Below are 18,398 nucleotides of genomic sequence, written 5' to 3'. Positions count from 1 at the left end.
TACAAATGTCACAGGAGCAGGATATCGTTGTATAGCTACCGGAGGCATAAACCCATTCGCTAATCCACTTCCATGTTACAAGTGCTTGGCTAATCCCGTCTAAATACCGCTTGTGCAGATGTACATACTATGAACGAAGCAATTGATGATCGTTCATATACTTGAGCCCTGTATAGCGATTACGCAGGGTATGAGCTGTGCGAAGTGCGCGTGCAAGCTGTTCCTCGGTTACGCCGAGCTCGGCAATCGTGGACGGGCCACCTACCTGAGCCAGCCATGCACGCATCTGCTCCGACGTTGGCAAGGTTCGGTATACCTTAAAAGCATCCACATCTTGGCTGGCAGCCAGATCCCTGTACAAGTCCGCCAGCAAAGCGGAAGCTACGCCCACTTTGGCACCGTGCAAAATTTGCTTGCGCCCCTCCGCAATAAAATCCATTTCAATTCGGTGGGAAATGTGGTGCTCTCCACCCGATGCCGGACGGGAATGATCAATCATCAGCATGGAAATGCCGGATGCGATCAGCGCGTTCATCAGCACCTCGACACCTGCCTGACAACCCGCTGCAATCTCATCAACATGCTCTACACAGGCCCGCAGCGCTTCCTCCGTGATTCGATTAGCTAGGGGCGAATAGGGTTCGTCTCCCAAATCCCTGGACACATGCCAATCGGCTAATGAGGTGAATTTGCCGAGCATATCGCCAAAGCCTGCGGCAGTCATCGCTTGTGGCGCACTCGCCAGTACGGATAGATCAGCAAAGATCGCTTCCGGCGGAACAGCCTGAAATGTCTGCTTGCTGCCGCCCACAATCAACGGCGCGCCTGCCGATGTAAATCCATCCACAGAAGCGGCCGTCGGCACCGACAGGAACGGGCGGTTCATTTTATAGCATGCGAAGCGAACCAGATCATGAATAGTGCCAGAGCCTACGGCCAGTACAGCCTGACTCTCATCTGTCACGCCCAACAACACTTTCACGATATAACTCTCATCTGCAATCACATCCCCCACAGCATTGGGAGGCAACCGAACCACATCGACCACCAAACCTCCGTCACGTATGAGTTGTGCCACCTTTTCCCCTGCCGCCGCAGAAGTATGTTCATCCTCTACCAGCGTCACATGACGGTAATTCCGTTGCTTCAGATAGGGGACGATGGCTTCAAGCGCCCCATCACGCACCTCAATTAGCAATTCAACCTTTCGGTAAGGGTGGTCGGTGTTATTTTCATGTGCCTCTTCGTTCCACTGCTTGATCTGCTCATTCATATTCATTTCATCTACCTCCTGAAAAGGAATAATTTGCACAAGAATGATCCATAATGATAACAAGATTGCCTTTGAAAACGATTTCTATTTAATTGTACGCACAAGTTCCTGTCCAAGTCCAGATGAAAAGTACATGTTGCTTTTCAAATCCTGATTCCGAAAGGAAAAATACTTATGAAATTCAGAACAGACATCGCTTGCGCACTCGGTTTACTGGCAGGCACAACCTTTGGCAGTGGTATCGCTTTTTTATTCGGCTGGCAGGCCTATCAGGCTTTGACCTCCGTATCTGTCTTCGGCGTTGCCGGGATCATGATTACCATCGCTGTTTTTCGTCTGCTTCATTACAAATCGGTATCTACGTCAGATCCCCAATAGTTTCAACTGCTGAAACAAGAACACTATATAAGCCGAACTTAAAAGTTACCTTAGTGTCACTTCGCAGACGGATGGTGCTTCGCTTATACAGCACCATTCCGCCTACTTCGTTTTCCATGTACCTTTTTTAGTTCAGCTTATATACATTTGCCAAACATATAAAAAAACGGGCACCACAAGCCATTTATTTCGCTTGTAAGTGCCCGTTTTTATTATGTTTGCCGTACAATTCGCGATTAGCCACGATGCTACTGAATATCTGGATTTACGTCCAAATCATAATCAATTTCATCAAACCCGAATCCAAATAATTGAAGGAAGTCCAGACGATATTGTTCGAGGTCGCCCCGTTCAGACACGTTTTCTGTAGTAATCCCGGACCAAGCCTCTTGGACAGCCTGCTGGACATCCGCCCTCATTTCCCAATTGTCCAGACGAATGCGTCCTTCCTCATCGGTTTCCACTGTGGCTTCACTATATAGCTTCCCGAATAGACGCTGCGCTTGCTCGATACAGCCCTCATGCAAACCCTTTTCCTTCATAACCTTAAACAGCAAAGAAATATACAGAGGTACAACTGGAATAGCCGAGCTGGACTGTGTAACCAAAGCTTTATTTACAGAAACGTAAGCTTTACCATGATAACGCTCCAGTTGCTTCGTTAAGGTATGGGCTGTGGCTTCCAAATCATTTTTGGCTTGGCCAATGGTTCCTTTACGGTAAATGGCCTCCGTGATCTCTGGGCCAATATATGAGTAAGCCAGTGTGGTTACCCCTTCAGCCAGCAGATCCGCTTCTTCCAGCGCTTTTAGCCATAAGGACCAATCTTCGCCCCCCATTACCGTTATCGTATTTTCGATTTCCTCCTCCGTTGCCGGTTCCAGCGTAATCTCCGATACGACACCTGTATTGGTATTCACCGTTTTATTAGAAAAAGGCTGCCCGATGGGCTTGAGAACGGAGTTGAAGGTTTCACCCGTATCGGGATGCGTCCGTCGTGGTGAGGCGACACTATACACAATCAGATCTACCTTGCCCAGCTTTTCCTTAACCAGTTTCAACGTCTCCTGCTTGATTTCATGGGAAAAAGCGTCTCCATTAATGCTTTCTGCTATGTAGCCCGCCGCTCTGGCCGCTCTTTCAAAGGCTACCGTGTTGTACCAGCCTGCTGAAGCCGTGCGCCCCTCTGAAGCGGGACGTTCATAGGATACACCTATGGTATCCGCCCCCATACCGAAGCTCGCAGCAATACGGGAAGCAAGCCCATATCCAGTAGATGCTCCGATTACAAGGACCTTTTTAGCTCCTTGTATTGACGTGCTGTCTTTAATGTAGTCGATCTGACGATTGACATGAGCCGCACATCCTCCGGGATGCGCAGTCGTACAGATGAAACCACGGATTTTCGGTTTAATAATCATTGCAAGGGTCCCCCTACTTAGACATTGATTTAATATAGATGGAATGGTCCAGTCATAACTATATAGTAAACTAGCTTGCGGCTCAACACAAAGCATAGTACTTGAAGGTAACTGAGGAATATGCTGCTACAACAGATATCCCGAAACTGCCAACTCTACGAAAAAAAAGAAAACCGCCGTAAACATCACAGTCTACAACGCTCTTTTACTCAACTATTCATTTTGAATCATTTTCTAACAACATCACATCTTCTCCTTGCTGTTGTCTTATTTTGATATTAGCTCTACCCCAAGAACACATTAAGTCAATAATTTCATTTGCTGTAATTCCATATTCCGTTATATAATACTCCACTTTTGGAGGCATTTGATTATACACATGCCTGCCTATGATACCATCCTTTTCAAGTTCGCGAAGTTGCTGTATAAGAACCTTTTGAGAAATGCCTGGAATACTACGCTGTAATTCACTTGTCCTTTTTCTACCAGACATTAATAAACATATGATTAATGATTTCCATTTACCTCCGATGATCTCAAGTGTTGCTTCTATGCCTAAATTATATTGTTTCATAGTACCACCTCTTCAACGCCAAAAATAACAAAGCTTATCTAATTATTTTTATAATCGCATATCTTCACTCTAAGTCCAATGCACACTTTCAAGTAACTATATTACTTTATTGTGTGTATTTACTTTTTTTGAAGCGTACAGAATAATAATATAAGTATCTACAAAAAGCAAAATATGTTACGCAAGAAAGGTGATTTATTATGAAAACTCTTGTGATTTTAGCTCATCCGAATATTGAAGATTCTAGAGTAAATCAAAGATGGAAACAAGAATTGCTTCAATATACCCATGAAATTACAATTCATGAGATTTATAAAGAGTATCCAAACTGGAGCATTGATGTCTTGAAAGAGCAAAAGTTACTTGAAGCATACAACAATGTAATATTTCAATTCCCTTTATATTGGTATAGTTACCCGCCTTTATTAAAAAAATGGATGGATGATGTCTTTACTCATGGATGGGCTTATGGTTCAAAAGGTAATAAGCTAAAAGGAAAGAAGCTAGGGATAGCAGTGTCCATTGGCGATAAAAAAGAAAATTATTTACCTACTGGTTCCGTTACGTTTACTGTAGATGAAGTTATAACACCTTTTAAAGCTAGCGCAGTACATGTTGGTGCAATATCATTACCCTATTTCGCTGTCTTTGGAGCCTCATTTCAAGCGAGCGATGAAGAAATTGATCAGAGTGCAAAAGACTATATTAAATATATATTCCAGTAAATAGAATGATTATTTATTTCTGATAACATGGCCATAAATGCCGTTCACCAGGAGATGAGCAACACACGGAGCTTCTTGACCATATGAAAACAGGCTCTTGGTGGCATCCAGCCAATCCAAGAACCTGTAATTGTTAGGGTAAGATGCGGTCGAGAGGACTCGAACCTCCACGGGGGGTTAGCCCACACGGACCTGAACCGTGCGCGTCTGCCAATTCCGCCACGACCGCATATTATGTATTCATACGATGTTTTTCAATCATCGTAATTAAGATTATATCTCCCATGAACCATAAAATCAAGTTATTTTTATATAATATTCTCTATAAATTTTTCCTGAAAACATACGAAAATAACTGGATGTCACACACCATATATGGTAAGATGAACGCATCAGGAAAGGAGGTGCGTCAACATTAGTAATCACATGTTGAGCGTATCCCTTACCCGGTACGTTATTCTCTAATTCTCAGAGATGACGGAGGCGCGGGATACGGATCAAAGCTTTAAATAAGCGCCACGGGTAAAAAGGCCGTCTACGGACGGTCTTTTTTATGTTAAACATCATACTATCGTAACCAAATTATATACTGGGAAAAGAGGTCACTCTATGTCTATTCGACCAGGGAAAGTGGAAGAGTTTAAAGAATTAACCGCTATATGGCTGGAAGCTTCCATAGAGGCCCATCATTTTATTGATCCACAATATTGGACATCACAGGTTGGACAAATGGAGGACAAATACCTTCCTCTAGCTCAAAACTACGTTATTATACAGGACGATCACACTATTGGTGGCTTCGTTTCCATGATAGATGGATATTTGGCGGCCTTATTTATACGAGTAGGTTCCCAACGAAAAGGCTATGGCAAGTTACTACTAGAATGGGTTAAGAAGCAATATGATCAGATCCAATTGAAAGTATACCAGTCCAACACGAAGGCATTTAACTTTTACACCAAAAATGGCTTTATCATTCAAGAGGAATCCGTTGATCCCGAAACGAATGAAAAGGAATTTCTAATGGTTTGGACAAGACATAGCCATCATTAAGTTACGCTGTCTCAATGAAACAAGGCTCTGCTCCCGTATGAATACGGCAAAAACAGAGCCTTGTTTCATTTTTATATACACTAATTAAATATGTTCTCTCATTTCAGCCCGTAAACCTCGGTATATAAAATTTGTCTAAATGGAGCAAAATCCTGCTCTGTCAGCGCACACGGATAACTCATAATTTGAAGCCTCAGATCGGACTGCCCTTCCCTCAAAGGAGGCTGTACATACTCAAAATCGTTGAGATGGAATCCCAAGCGTTCGTAAAAACCAATTCTTCTCCGAGTCCATTCATCCTCAGGTGGCTCAACCTCCAGCACTACCGGTTTATCGGACTGTGTAATAAATCTGCTCATGAGCTTTTTACCTAACCCGCCACCACGTATAGCCTGATCTACCGCAATATGCTCTACAAACCGAAAGTGTGTAAATTCCCAGCCTGCCAGAAAAGCGATCGTATGCCCTTGCTCATCCTTTTCAGTGATTAAGTGATAACAAGGATGATTTAGCAGAGCCTTTTGCGACGCAAAGATTCTACATTCCGTTTCAGGAAAAGAGGCTTCCATAATCGCATACACTTGTGAGAATTCAAGTTCATTCATTTTATATTCCCTGCTCCTTTAATTCTAACTTCCCTTTCCAGTTCAATTCAATCCGACCAAATTGTTGAAATCAATTTTCATGCCTTGTGTAATTCCGTAAGCGTCAGCAAAATATGCTCCAATAGCTCCGGGATATCCTCCATCTGATCTTCATTAATTTGTCTGGAAAATTGAAGCTCAATCTTATTTTGGTATGTAGCTGCCTTCTCCCCGTGAACAAAGCTGAGCGTTTGGACCGGCTTAAGATCCGGCTTCCAAATCTGCGTCAATATATCTTCAATCTGGCTACATTGTGTTTCAACCTCACGAACCTCCATATAGAAGCTGAGCAGCAGCACACATCCGGGGATTTGATCTTCGATCTCCAAAATTTCCGCAGCCAGGTTGTTTAAATCTGCCTTTAAGCGAATTTCTGCTGTCACACCGGGTCGTTCTGTCAGCCTGAACTGTATAGCGAATTCACGCGACATCACGGACATTTCCAATCGGTCGATCCGTTGCGTGATTTCAATACGTGAATCCAGACTATCCAGATCGTATACTGCATTTTCCATAGCTACCTTTAAATTATCAAAAACCGTCGGGTCGAACATGTTCATTTCACCTCTGTCTATCTTTCCACATGATTTATCCATTTAACATTCAAATAGGTTTCCAATCCAATGAGTATATCATAAATGTTGGCAGCCAAGAAATTCACCTGTTTTCCAGCAAAAAAGCTTTCTAACAAAACCCATAAAAAACCACAATATGTAGTGTTTATGATCGCGCGAGTGGGTTTTATGAAAATAATGAAAATTCATTAAACCCATTGCTTGCGTGTGCTGACTACTAAAACAAACTATCGCTTCTCCTTACCTTTCTATAACAAGTGAGGCGAAGCTGCTTATCCCCTTCGCCTGTTTCAACAATAAGTCCTCAAATATCACGCTACTCAACATATATATTCCGAATTATGTATTCCATTTTGAGCAGTTAGTACATACTTCATTCCTTTTCTACAGAACTTCCTTAGATTTTACTTCTGAGGGATGAAAAAATACACCTTTGTAACAAAATGTTCTATTATATTTATTTTATTGATAAATATTCCTTTTTATTGTTCCAATTTACTGGTAAATAGTATACAATAATTCAGGAAGCAATTACTAATATATTCATATAAATGAATATAAACCCCAAAATAAGAGAGGACGTTTATTCATGAAAAAAACACTGTTAGCTTCATTAGGTCTTACACTTTTGCTAAGCACTTCTGCAGGTGCCGCTTTTGCTGAAGATGCAGATTCTGCACCAGTAGCAAAGGAATCAAATCTCACCTCCTTACTTGAATATCATGAACAGGAGCCAAATAATAGTTTTGAAGAACCTAACTATTATTTTATAGGTGATGCTGTCATTGGAACCCTCGGTGAAGAGAAGCAGGGGATGTGGGAAAACTACGATGTATATACAATTAAGGCTTTTGAATCGAACAATGTTCAATTTACTATTCAGGGCGACAGATATCCTGATTCTTGGTTGGAACTAACTCTTTACGATAGTAATGGTCAAAAGGTTAAAAGATCAAGAAACGGTCAATATTTTTTAAACGCAGATCTTGAAAAAGGTAAGGACTACTACTTGACCGTCAATGCGTTAGGACTTCAACCTGGAGGACATATATTTGACTATAAAATCTCTTCTGAAGTTGTAAGGTAGACTAATTAAATTTATGTAACTTACCAAATAGTTAATCATTATTTAATGCCTGCTGTTGTATTGGATACATACAAAGGCACGTATAAAAATCAAAAAAATCCCTAACTACGCCAAAAAACCTCGCCCCTATCTCAAGGGGCGAGGTTTTTGTAGTTCAGTTATTCCATTCGGTACAATCAGTCATTTCACACTATACATATCTTAGGACAGACGTGAGCTAAAGTCCTCGTAGGAGAACTGGCGGATCACCTTAATGCCTTCTTCGTCGTTGTAGCTGGCGATGGCTGGCAGGTTGACTCCGTTGAACATGTGGTTTTTGACCATCGTATAATGGGCCATGTCGCAGAATACAAGCTTGTCTCCCGGCTTCAATGGCTCTTTAAAGGAGTAGTCTCCAATTACATCTCCGGCCAGGCAGGTAAGGCCACCGAGTCTGTAGGTGTGCGCATACTCACCAGGCTTACCTGCATCAATGATATTCGGGCGATATGGCATAGCCAGCACATCGGGCATATGACACTCAGCCGAAGTATCCAGAATCGCAATATCCATTCCGTTTTTCATCGTATCCAGGACTGTGGCAACCAGATAACCGGTATTCAAAGCGATAGCTTCGCCCGGCTCCAGGTAAACCTGTACACCATATTTATCCTGAAAATATTGAATACAGCGTACCAGCGTGTCCAGATCATAGTCTTCTCTGGTGATATGGTGACCGCCGCCAAAATTAAGCCATTTCATGTTCTTAATGTATGGCCCGAATTTCTCATCCACGACTTTAATGGTGCGCTCCAGCGTGTCTGAATTCTGTTCACACATCGTATGAAAATGAATACCGTCCACGCCATCCAGATCCTCAGGTCTAAAGTTAGCCAAGGTTACACCCATTCTGGAGTTGTTGTAGCAAGGATCATACAGCGGAGTTTCGATTTCCGAATATTCCGGATTGACCCGAATTCCGATGTCGATTTTTTTGGAAGTCACGCCTTGCACCTTACTTTTGAACCGTTTCAATTGATCGAAGGAGTTGAAAACGACGTGGTCAACATACTCCAGTAGCTCGTCAAATTCACTGTCAACATAAGCTGGTGCGTATACGTGAACCTCCTTGTCCATTTTTTCGCGACCCAGTCTCGCCTCGAACAACGAACTGGAGGTTACACCTTTTAAATATTTGCCAACCAGAGGAAAGGTCGAAAACATCGAAAATCCCTTAAGAGCAAGCAAAATGTTGCAGCCTGTTCGCTCTTGAACAGAATTTAAAACCTCAAGGTTTTTCACAAGAAGTCTTTCGTCAACAAGGTAACAAGGTGATGGAAGTCCGCTAATATCAATATTCATCACAGGCCTCAATCAAGCAACGTTGGCGTAAAGCTCTCTTGCCATGGCAATCCGTGTTTATTCAGTGCTTCCATGAATGGATCTGGATCAAATTCCTCAACGTTATATACGCCTGGTTTTTTCCAGATGCCTTTAATGATAAGCATTGCGCCGATCATGGCAGGAACACCTGTCGTGTAGGAAATGGCTTGGGAGCCAACCTCTGCATAGCATTCCTCATGATCACACACATTGTATACATAATACGTTTTTGGTTTTCCGTCTTTAATACCCTGGATGATACATCCAATGTTCGTTTTACCCTTGGTTCTAGGTCCGAGGGAAGCCGGGTCTGGCAAAATGGCTTTCAGGAACTGCAATGGAATGATTTGTTGTCCTTCGTAATCAATAGGCTCGATAGAAGTCATACCTACGTTTTGAAGCACGTTCAAATGATTCAGGTAGTTGTCCGAGAAAGTCATCCAGAAACGGATTTTTTTCACACCTTTAATGTTTACTGCAAGAGATTCCAGTTCTTCATGGTACAAAAGATATATGTTTTTCGGTCCGATTTCAGGAAGGTCGTATACCTTTTTCTCGGAAAGAGGCTCAGTTTCAATCCACTCTCCATTTTCAAAGTAACGGCCCTTCGCCGTAATTTCCCGAATATTAATTTCCGGATTAAAGTTAGTTGCAAAAGGATATCCGTGGTCCCCTGCATTCGCATCTACAATATCAATCGTATGAATTTCATCAAAATAATGCTTTTGAGCATAAGCCGTAAATACTCCAGTCACGCCTGGATCAAAACCGCTGCCCAGCAGAGCTGTAATGCCCGCTTTTTCGAATCTTTCTTTGTAGGCCCATTGCCAGCTGTATTCAAACTTCGGCGTATCCGGCGGTTCATAATTCGCCGTATCAACGTAATGAACGCCTGTCTCAAGGCAAGCATCCATAATCGTCAAATCCTGATAAGGGAGAGCCACATTGATAACTACATCCGGTTGAAAGCTTCGAATCAGGTCAATGACCATGTCGGTGTTGTCAGCATCAAGCTGAGCCGTTTGTATCTTCGTACGGCCTCCACCCAGCTTTTCTTTAAGCGCATCGCATTTCTCAACAGTTCTGCTTGCGATACAAATTTCTTCAAATACATCTGGGTTTTGGCAACATTTATGCACCACAACGCTGGCCACGCCACCGGCGCCAATAATCAATGCTTTTCCCAAAATAAATAACCTCCTTATTCCATACGCTAATCGCTAATCATTCTTGCAAACAAAATGATTATAAAGACATCCCACCAAATAATCAAGAAAAACGATAATTTGCAGTGTAAAAATTCACACCGCTATGTCACAAAAATTTTACAAATCCCAAATTCAGGTATGAAAACGCCATAAAATGAAGAGAACAATAGCACCTCCGAAGGCGTTCCAAGGAAGTCAGTGTACGTTTACCGGAGGTTTTTTTGCATTCCAGGTAAACAGCCTTAAAGAGTTAATATTATCTTATATCTAATAAAAAGGCCACCCCGCTAATTCCTATGAAGAAGATTCAAGGGGTGGCAAAATGATTGGCTGGTACTGTAGGATTGTTTATCATAAATAAAGCCGCCCCCGATGCGGGAACGGCTCTCTATAAAACTAAAACAAAACTAAACCTTATTAAACCATGATTTTGCAAATATCGTTGGTGAATTCAACCGGGTCTTGCAGTGGCAAGCCTTCGATCAACAGTGCCTGATTATACAGCAATGCCGTATAGAGATTGACCTTCTCCTTGTCCTCGGCAAAAGCCTCTTTCAGAGAGTTGAACACCGCATGGTTAATGTTGATTTCCAGCACTTTATTCGCTTTTACATCGGCGTTGTTCGGCATAGCATTTAAGATTTTCTCCATTTCAATCGTCACTTCGCCGTCTGCGGACAGACACACCGGATGTGTCTTCAAGCGCTTGGAGGCTTTAACACTGGATACCTTGCCTTCCAGCAAGCCCTTCATGTACTCGAACAGCTCTTTGTTGTCGTTTTGTTCCGCATCTGTTTCCTTCTCGTTCTCGTCAGCCTCAATGCCCAGATCGCCACTGGATACGGATTTGAATTCTTTCTCCTTGTAGCTCATGAGCATTTTAATAGCGAACTCATCGATATCATCGGTGAAATACAGAATTTCGTAGCCCTTGTCGGCCACCATTTCGGTCTGCGGCAGCTTCTCGATACGCTCATTGGACTCCCCGGAAGCATAATAAATATACTTCTGATCCTCAGGCATACGCGATACATACTCGTCCAGTGTAACCTGCTTTTTCTCCGTAGAAGAGTAGAACATGAGCAGATCCTGAAGCGTCTCCTTATGAGTGCCATAATCGTTGTAGACGCCAAATTTCAATTGTCTGCCAAATGATTTGTAGAATTGATCATACTTTTCCCGGTCATTTTTGAGCAGAGTCAGTAGTTGGCCTTTGATTTTGCTTTCGATATTTTTGGCAATCAGCTTCAGTTGGCGGTCATGCTGCAACATCTCTCTGGAAATGTTCAACGACAAGCTTTCGGAGTCCACCATACCTTTGACAAAGCTGAAATAATCCGGCAGCAGGTCAGGCGATTTTTCCATAATCAGCACGCCGTTGGCGTACAGCTCCAGTCCTTTTTCATACTCCTTGGAATAGAAATCAAACGGGATATTTTCTGGAATGAACAAAATAGCCTGGTACACGACCGCGCCGTCCGCGCTGACGTGGATATGCTGGAGTGGCTTGTCGTAGCCATAGCGTTTTTCCGCATAAAAATTTTGATAATCCTCGTCGGTCAGCTCGCTTTTGTTCTTTCTCCAGATTGGAACCATGCTGTTAATACGCTGTTCTTCCTCGTAATCTTCGAACTCGTTGTCACTGCCCTCTTTCAGACGTTTGCCTGTAACATCCATCTTGATCGGATAACGGATAAAGTCGGAGTATTTCTTGATCAGTGCTTTTAAACGATACTCGTCCAAATATTCGTCGTAGGACTCATCCTCGGTGTTTTCTTTGATTTTCAAAACAATCACAGAGCCGACCTCGTCTTTTTCAGCCGGTTCAACGATATATCCATCTGCACCTGTGGATTCCCACTTATAAGCGGTATCGCTGCCCAGTGCCTTTGTAGTCACTGTAACAACATCCGCCACCATAAATGCCGAATAGAAGCCGACCCCGAACTGCCCAATGATGTCATGTCCATCCTTGGATTCATTTTCATTTTTGAACGCCAGCGAGCCGCTTTTAGCAATGACACCCAGATTGTTTTCCAGTTCTTCCTTGGTCATACCAATCCCGGTATCGCGAAGAGTGAGCGTTCTGTTCTCCTTGTCGGCTGTTACTTTGATATAGTAATTTTCTTTGTCAAAGACCAGTTGATCATCCGTCAACGCTTTGTAATAAATTTTATCAATTGCATCACTTGCGTTGGAGATCAGCTCTCTTAGAAAAATTTCCTTTTGCGTGTAAATCGAGTTAATCATCATTTCGAGCAGACGCTTGGATTCAGCCTGAAACTGTTTTTTCTCCATTCTGATATCTCCTTTCGAATATGAACCTTATGTAAGGCTGCACATGGGGGACCGCCCAAACAGGAAAGCCTGTTAGCACTCCCCTCTTTCGAGTGCCAGCCTACCTTTTTTTATAACATTCCTCATTTTTTATGTCAATACGATATATGCATGATATAGTCCCAATCCCGAAATTATTAGTGCCTGATCTGCTTAAACATTACGTTAAACATCTCGACAGAAGAGGGAAACAGCCCTTGTACATGGGGAATCAGGTTTTCCCTGATCCGTAACTCGTCCTCGTCCAGATGCTGCAAATCCTCATGAAAGAACCATACGATAGGATAGTCCCCATCCTTATGTCTGCTTCCTGCATTCAAACAAACGGGGCCCTGATCGTCCTCAGCAATTGCAAAAGGAATATAACCTGCCGATAGCAAGGGCGACCATTCGCGGAGCAAATCATGAAATCCCTTCAAGCCTTGGCCGACAGGCAGTCGTGGAAACTCAACGAAGGTACAATCGCTCCAGTACACCCCCGGAATGCATTCGTTATCGAATTGTAAAGACACATAATGATAGGACATGATGAAACTTCTCAATAGGGGAGGAAGCTCGAAATGGTAGGTTTCCTCAAGATCCCGAACTTCCTGCTCTGTGATCTGCGAAGGAAGAGGCTTCCACTTGATCCAGCCTTCCTCATCGGCATTGCCGTCACGCATCTCGAAGGGTACATTTTCTACCAAATCCATAAAAAAAGCTTCATCCATATGTGCAAATAACTCCTTCATGGATGTGCGAATATCCGCCTTTTTGTCCATGTCCCCACACCTCTTTCCTTTCTATATCAGAACTGCATCATATGCCATACACATTTTTTTCAAGTTCAGCTTAACAGATTTTGCTTTTATCCTCATTTGCAAAATATTCGTATTACTAGCGAAGTGGCTTGTGGTTACGTCAGATGATCCAACACCCTGTCTTGCGTATTGGAGCATCTGGTGTAACTGCGGCATACCTTTTTCCTTCACGTCGCACTCTGCGGCCGTTTCTTGATTCAAACAGCTCATTCTGTTTCCTCCATCCAGCGTATGTATTTCCCGTTTGCTCCACAGGCCTCGTTCATCCCGTCAGGCGGCCTCGCACTTTCGTCAGCACAGACCACAGGTCTGTCACCGCCTTAACCTCTTCATAGTCCAGATAGGCATCGTGCTTGTCATAATATTTCACCGCTATAATTACCATCTGAAGCGTCACAGGCTGTCCTGTATCCTTGAGAACATCCACAATACCTTCGAAGGTCGCCAGCTCCAGCCACGTTTGAACCTGACGATCCGCCATCCACACGGGGATATACTCGTCCTGCTCGTTGGTTACGGCCGTACCGGCCTCTGCACATTCATCCAGCCAATGCTCGTCAAAATAATAAACCGGCGTATGAACAGGGTCCTGATCCCATTGATCCACATTCACATATAACCAGTTATTATCCAGTTGCCCCACGCTGCGCACCAGTTCCTGTAATCCTTCAAACATACGATAAGACGGACGCTCTCTGCGAAGGTAATCTGCAAGTCTCCGCTCGTATCTGCTCATTTCAAGCCCACCCCGTTTCGATATCAGCCGAAGTCTTAAAATTCACATATACATACATTTACAACTTATAAAACCCGATATAAGTACAAGCACCTCGTAAAGTGTCAAGACTACATAAGGAGATTGATCTATTCATGAAAAGAATCACCGCACTTGTTATCCTGTCCCTGCTATTACTTGTAACCCCGATCTACGCTGCTGCACCAACACCTATGCTGGTCTATGTGGATCAAAGTAACCATTCGTTCATCCCTCTCCGCCTCCTGAACAGCTATGAAGGGATCACTATCAACAAGACGGCTACGGACAAAAAGATTGAGATTGCCCAAGGCGATACCCGTATCACCTTATTTGCAGGACAATCTACGGCTAAAGTGAATGACCAGACCGTTCGTATGCACAGCGTTCCTTTTACCGACAACGGTTTAACCTACGTTCCCTTGCAGTTCATCAGCCAGCACCTAAACCTGCAAGTCTCATGGCAAAAGGAAACCTCATCCGTACATATCAAGCAGGGCACAACGTCCGTCAGGCTTCCGGTATTCACGGGCAAGCTACCTGGCAGCACCACACCGATCCAGACGGCTCATAAAAGCTTCAAGGTCGGATCACGCACCTTCTCCGCTAAGGTGGTCACCATCTCCATGCTTCATCCCAAGGTGAGTCTGGACGTGGCGCTGGCAGGCAATACCATCGGCAAGGTGGAGAACCTAAGCGGTCTCGCCAAACGCAATCAAGCAGTTTTAGCCATCAACGGTACCTACTTTGACGCCTATACCAAAAGCTCCTACAAAACGCCTTACGGCTATCTGGTCAGCCACGGGAAATTGTTGAAAAAAAGCTCTGGCGACCAACGAACCGTCTTTACGTACGATGCCAACCATTTGGCCGAGCTGGTTTCAGGTCCTGCCTTTGAGCAGTGTTTAAGTCAAGGCAACGTCGAAGGCGCCCTTCAAGCCGGGCCTCGTTTAGTGACGAATGGAAAGGTTTCCCTGAATATAAAAGCCGAAGGCTTCAAGGACCCTAAAATATTAACAGGCGGCGGGACCAGAAGCGCCCTCGGGATTACACGGGATCATAAGCTGATCCTCCTGACCACAAGCGGAGCCACCATGTCACAGCTCGCTCAAATCATGAAGCAGGCAGGCGCTTATCAGGCCATGAATTTGGACGGCGGTGCTTCCAGTGGGCTGTACTACAACGGCTCCTATCTCACCACACCCGGTCGCCAAATCAGCAATGCGATTATTGTAAAATATCAATAGACGGGTTAAGGGCTGTCTTCACGGATATGTAAGCCGTGGAGATGGCCTTTTCCATTCTCCTCAGTGCTGCCTTCGTTCCGTCTGCTCCTAGATTAAAAAAGCTACATTCTCCTGATTCAGCTCGCCTAACTCGTCCTCTTCAACGGACACCAATCCGGCTCATCATCCAAGCGATGCTTAAGTGCTTCCGTATCAAACAAGCAAAGGGTTTATTTCATATTGCTGAGGCAAATTTTCCCTGTATATAAAGTATAGCAATGCTTGCAGGGACAGACAACATGCTTGGGCTAACATCCATTCTGCATTAAAAAGCCTTCCCTCACTATGTAGTGAAAGAAGGCTGCTTAGTAGATTTAAGCGACGCTAACCTGCTGTTAGATCAGAAAAGATTTAGTAATAATCACCAGCAAAATGAACAATACCAGAATCGCGCCTGTGGATGTCCATGCTCCACCGCCACCGTAACCAACTTCACCCATGTCTGAATCCCTCCTTGCTTTAAAGCATACTCTTATCGTATGAAGAAAAACGGTTTACGACAGGGCGCATTGGCAACGTTTATTTGGCATGGTAGGACTTCTTAGAAAATAGACTGATACGTTTCAGATGGATCGGAAATCACTCGGGTTGATAACTGGTACAAAATGTCGTCGGTTCTACGTAGCAGCCTCTTCATATCCTTGTTCTTCATCTTTTGAAGGAGCGGGGTTTCTAACTGGGATGAAAGAAATTGAGTGGTGCCTATAAATACGACAACATCCAAGCCTGGATTGGTTTCGGTATGTAACAAGCGCAGCAGGTCAGTCATGGATAGGAAACCTGGAGACAAAGGCTATTGTTTTCCTTCATATATAGAGCTTTCAGCATAGAAGTCAAAGCCCAGTCACATAGGATAATACAGCATTGGAGTTGGTTTTGCTTTTGCAGGATTTTGGCTAGTTTCATGTGGTATTGGGATTGTGTGTGGAAATCAGTTATTGAATGATGTAAGTGTTGTTCGTGTCTGGATGGCTGGGTATGACTTTGGTTAAGGGTAGAAGGATCTTTTTTCATATCTATTCCTCCAGAGAATTTCAATATTAGTCTTATTATATCCAAAAATAATACTTATAGATATCATTAATATTTATTGTATTCATCATTCAATGTTTTCCTTTAGATATCTTGTCTACACTTTTAGAATAGTGAGGTGTAGACGATGAAAGATAAAGAAGTTCTCAAATTAGTGGGTGCCAGAATACGTGCTTTGCGAAAAGAAAAAGGCTTGTCTCAAGAATCGCTTGGAGAAAAAGGCGGATTTCATTTTTCATACATAGGGCAGATTGAACGTGGGGAAAAAAATGTATCGTTATTGAATATAGCTAAAATTGCAGATGCACTGGATGTTAATTTGATTCAGCTTTTTGCTTATGTAAATGAGGAAATTAAGGTTACAAAGCATGAAGCTGATATACAAGAGATCGTAGAAATGCTTATAAATTCAAGTTCAGAGAAAATCAATTTGGCAAGGAATGTGATAAGGGAGATTACAAATTAAAGAAGGAATGAAACGTTTCAATTAAGAAAGCCAAATAAACCCTCCTGTCCTCTTTATTATTGAAGTTGTGCTTCATCGGAGACCATAAAATAATAGGCATCATATGAATGAAGGTAATAATTTCTCCTCGCTTAAAATACTTAGTTAAAGGTTCTTTTAAAAGAATATCTTCATTGTTTTTTATTAATTCAATTGTCTTGGCAGTAAAATTCCAATTCAAACAACCAGTTAACCATAGCAATGAAGGAAGTCTTTCGAAATCTCTTTGTGAGAGTAATTCTTCTGCATCATATCCCCGTAATACTGCTTTTGCAAGAATTGGAGACATTTCATGAGATGTAATTCCATGCGTTCTAGCGTACCATTTTACTATCCAAGCTAGCCCTTCCACCCTTTCCGTGTATGTAATTGACTCAAAATCAACAACGCCAATAATCTCCCCCGCTTTATTCCAAAGTATATTTAGTATATTTAGGTCAGACTGGACTATATATTCATAACAATCAGTCTTGGCTTTATCTTTATGATATTTAATTTCATTTAAGTAAGTGTTCACCTTGAATCCACTCGAAAAGTACAAATTTCCATTCTTTGTCCACATCTTTTACTAATGTAATGGGTTCTCCATTAACGGTTGACACATGTTCCATGAAAGGGATATCGGAATTAACAAGGTAATTACAGAATCTCATTTGTTCAGTCAGTACTTCGCCTGACAATTTAATAAGCGCGTCCGTTTCATACCGCTTATTTCCAATAAATCTTGCTAAATAAGATTGATTATCCAAATGAATTTTGAAATGTAAGATGCCAACTGCTAGATTGGAGTTCCTTTTCAATTATTAGAATACTAGGATTTAATCCATATTGCTTTAACGACATTTGCAGTAACTGTATCTTATCCAAGATAGAGCCTCCTCCTTACACCTAGAAGCTCGAACAATTAAAGATTCTTTGATCTTATACAATGCATAAGACAAAAATACTTTTGTTGAAATGATCGTTTTCGAAACTATTGAAAGAATGCTAGAGGATGAACTCCATTCTTTGCGGAGATTGATACAGTAGAATTAATTGAAAAGTGGCGAAGCAACAAGGAAATTGTTTAAATGTAAGGCAATAGTATTGTTTATCACACTGGACAAGAACGTATCGAGATTGAATTGCGTAAAAATGCTTTGTACAGGAGTAGATAAGATGTAAATGGACTTGATAGACAATCTACTTCAAACTTCAATGATAACTTATAATATTTGCAGTTGCCTCATTATTGATTTCACACTGAATTATTGATATAAACTATCGCTAAGTATAGTTAAAATGATTCGTTGCTATATTCATAGATGAATATCTGTTTGTCCCTTGACTGCCATTCAAAATGTGCATGCAAACGCCTCCCTTATTTCTCTCCCTGCCATATAGC

General features: G+C 42.5%; 20 protein-coding genes and 1 tRNA gene. 6 read left to right on the top strand and 15 right to left on the bottom strand.

All coding sequences use genetic code 11. The features are described from left to right. Nucleotides 1-127 precede the first annotated feature (127 nt). Nucleotides 128-1,279, bottom strand: coding sequence for a sn-glycerol-1-phosphate dehydrogenase (locus AC0WRU_RS08310; protein WP_476127944.1), 1,152 nt, complete (start codon nucleotides 1,277-1,279; stop codon nucleotides 128-130). A gap of 168 nt (nucleotides 1,280-1,447) precedes the next feature. Here AC0WRU_RS08310 and AC0WRU_RS08305 point away from each other — a divergent pair, with 168 nt between their 5' ends. Beyond that, complete coding sequence (locus tag AC0WRU_RS08305; protein ID WP_025685103.1) at nucleotides 1,448-1,651, top strand: hypothetical protein; 204 nt, start codon at nucleotides 1,448-1,450, stop codon at nucleotides 1,649-1,651. Nucleotides 1,652-1,899: 248 nt separating this feature from the next. On the opposite strand, the gene fabV is transcribed toward AC0WRU_RS08305, so the two are convergent. Beyond that, a complete protein-coding gene (gene fabV, locus AC0WRU_RS08300) occupies nucleotides 1,900-3,072 on the bottom strand; it encodes an enoyl-ACP reductase FabV (RefSeq protein WP_476127943.1) in 1,173 nt (390 codons plus the stop codon). 217 nt (nucleotides 3,073-3,289) lie between these two features. After that, nucleotides 3,290-3,646: a winged helix-turn-helix transcriptional regulator gene (locus AC0WRU_RS08295; RefSeq protein WP_103048052.1), complete on the bottom strand. Its 357-nt coding sequence runs from the start codon at nucleotides 3,644-3,646 to the stop codon at nucleotides 3,290-3,292. A 200-nt stretch (nucleotides 3,647-3,846) separates the two neighbouring features. Between AC0WRU_RS08295 and AC0WRU_RS08290 the strand changes: the two genes are divergently transcribed. After that, nucleotides 3,847-4,371: an NAD(P)H-dependent oxidoreductase gene (locus AC0WRU_RS08290; protein ID WP_476127942.1), complete on the top strand. Its 525-nt coding sequence runs from the start codon at nucleotides 3,847-3,849 to the stop codon at nucleotides 4,369-4,371. Between the two features lie 144 nt (nucleotides 4,372-4,515). On the opposite strand, the gene AC0WRU_RS08285 is transcribed toward AC0WRU_RS08290, so the two are convergent. Beyond that, nucleotides 4,516-4,600: transfer RNA gene (locus AC0WRU_RS08285), tRNA-Leu, on the bottom strand. A 380-nt stretch (nucleotides 4,601-4,980) separates the two neighbouring features. Here AC0WRU_RS08285 and AC0WRU_RS08280 point away from each other — a divergent pair. Further along, nucleotides 4,981-5,424 carry an N-acetyltransferase gene (locus AC0WRU_RS08280; protein WP_476127941.1) on the top strand — a complete coding sequence of 148 codons (444 nt, stop codon included), beginning with the start codon at nucleotides 4,981-4,983 and terminating at the stop codon, nucleotides 5,422-5,424. Nucleotides 5,425-5,522: 98 nt separating this feature from the next. Here AC0WRU_RS08280 and AC0WRU_RS08275 read toward each other — a convergent pair whose 3' ends face one another. Together AC0WRU_RS08275 and AC0WRU_RS08270 are read right to left on the bottom strand one after the other, a co-directional pair. Beyond that, a complete protein-coding gene (locus AC0WRU_RS08275; protein WP_476127940.1) occupies nucleotides 5,523-6,029 on the bottom strand; it encodes a GNAT family N-acetyltransferase in 507 nt (168 codons plus the stop codon). 77 nt (nucleotides 6,030-6,106) lie between these two features. Beyond that, a complete protein-coding gene (locus AC0WRU_RS08270; protein WP_476127939.1) occupies nucleotides 6,107-6,622 on the bottom strand; it encodes a hypothetical protein in 516 nt (171 codons plus the stop codon). 610 nt (nucleotides 6,623-7,232) lie between these two features. Between AC0WRU_RS08270 and AC0WRU_RS08265 the strand changes: the two genes are divergently transcribed. Beyond that, nucleotides 7,233-7,730, top strand: a complete 498-nt coding sequence (locus tag AC0WRU_RS08265) for a hypothetical protein (RefSeq protein WP_476127938.1) — start codon at nucleotides 7,233-7,235, stop codon at nucleotides 7,728-7,730. Between the two features lie 201 nt (nucleotides 7,731-7,931). Here the strand turns inward: AC0WRU_RS08265 and nspC are convergent, their stop codons facing one another. From nspC to AC0WRU_RS08240, 5 genes are all read right to left on the bottom strand, one after another. Further along, the gene (gene nspC / locus AC0WRU_RS08260; protein WP_476127937.1) at nucleotides 7,932-9,071 is read right to left on the bottom strand and encodes a carboxynorspermidine decarboxylase; all 1,140 of its coding nucleotides are present in this window, start codon (nucleotides 9,069-9,071) and stop codon (nucleotides 7,932-7,934) included. A gap of 8 nt (nucleotides 9,072-9,079) precedes the next feature. Beyond that, a complete protein-coding gene (locus AC0WRU_RS08255) occupies nucleotides 9,080-10,279 on the bottom strand; it encodes a saccharopine dehydrogenase family protein (RefSeq protein WP_014280785.1) in 1,200 nt (399 codons plus the stop codon). A 438-nt stretch (nucleotides 10,280-10,717) separates the two neighbouring features. Then, on the bottom strand, nucleotides 10,718-12,598 hold the full coding sequence (htpG, locus tag AC0WRU_RS08250; protein WP_476127936.1) for a molecular chaperone HtpG: 1,881 nt from the start codon (nucleotides 12,596-12,598) through the stop codon (nucleotides 10,718-10,720). A gap of 176 nt (nucleotides 12,599-12,774) precedes the next feature. Continuing rightward, on the bottom strand, nucleotides 12,775-13,398 hold the full coding sequence (locus AC0WRU_RS08245; RefSeq protein WP_476127935.1) for an SMI1/KNR4 family protein: 624 nt from the start codon (nucleotides 13,396-13,398) through the stop codon (nucleotides 12,775-12,777). Nucleotides 13,399-13,699: 301 nt separating this feature from the next. Next, the gene (locus AC0WRU_RS08240) at nucleotides 13,700-14,173 is read right to left on the bottom strand and encodes a DUF7716 domain-containing protein (RefSeq protein ID WP_476127934.1); all 474 of its coding nucleotides are present in this window, start codon (nucleotides 14,171-14,173) and stop codon (nucleotides 13,700-13,702) included. 134 nt (nucleotides 14,174-14,307) lie between these two features. Between AC0WRU_RS08240 and AC0WRU_RS08235 the strand changes: the two genes are divergently transcribed. After that, entirely contained in the window at nucleotides 14,308-15,438 is a 1,131-nt protein-coding gene (locus AC0WRU_RS08235; protein ID WP_476127933.1) for a phosphodiester glycosidase family protein, read from the top strand. Nucleotides 15,439-15,563: 125 nt separating this feature from the next. Here AC0WRU_RS08235 and AC0WRU_RS08230 read toward each other — a convergent pair whose 3' ends face one another. The 3 genes from AC0WRU_RS08230 to AC0WRU_RS08220 all read right to left on the bottom strand — a co-directional run bounded on the left by AC0WRU_RS08230 (nucleotide 15,564) and on the right by AC0WRU_RS08220 (nucleotide 16,246). Continuing rightward, on the bottom strand, nucleotides 15,564-15,638 hold the full coding sequence (locus AC0WRU_RS08230) for a hypothetical protein (protein ID WP_476128598.1): 75 nt from the start codon (nucleotides 15,636-15,638) through the stop codon (nucleotides 15,564-15,566). Nucleotides 15,639-15,812: 174 nt separating this feature from the next. Further along, on the bottom strand, nucleotides 15,813-15,917 hold the full coding sequence (locus tag AC0WRU_RS08225) for a hypothetical protein (protein WP_014280781.1): 105 nt from the start codon (nucleotides 15,915-15,917) through the stop codon (nucleotides 15,813-15,815). Between the two features lie 101 nt (nucleotides 15,918-16,018). After that, on the bottom strand, nucleotides 16,019-16,246 hold the full coding sequence (locus tag AC0WRU_RS08220; protein ID WP_245233402.1) for a hypothetical protein: 228 nt from the start codon (nucleotides 16,244-16,246) through the stop codon (nucleotides 16,019-16,021). A gap of 390 nt (nucleotides 16,247-16,636) precedes the next feature. Between AC0WRU_RS08220 and AC0WRU_RS08215 the strand changes: the two genes are divergently transcribed. Further along, nucleotides 16,637-16,975 (top strand): helix-turn-helix domain-containing protein, encoded by a 339-nt coding sequence (locus tag AC0WRU_RS08215; RefSeq protein WP_476127932.1) that lies wholly within the window; start codon nucleotides 16,637-16,639, stop codon nucleotides 16,973-16,975. Here AC0WRU_RS08215 and AC0WRU_RS08210 read toward each other — a convergent pair. Then, entirely contained in the window at nucleotides 16,965-17,531 is a 567-nt protein-coding gene (locus tag AC0WRU_RS08210; RefSeq protein ID WP_476127931.1) for a BUD32 family EKC/KEOPS complex subunit, read from the bottom strand. The genes AC0WRU_RS08215 and AC0WRU_RS08210 overlap by 11 nt on opposite strands. Nucleotides 17,532-18,398 lie beyond the last annotated feature (867 nt).

It is taken from the genome of Paenibacillus sp. 1-8 (assembly GCF_056316205.1).
This window is presented reverse-complemented; position numbering and strand designations above follow the sequence as displayed.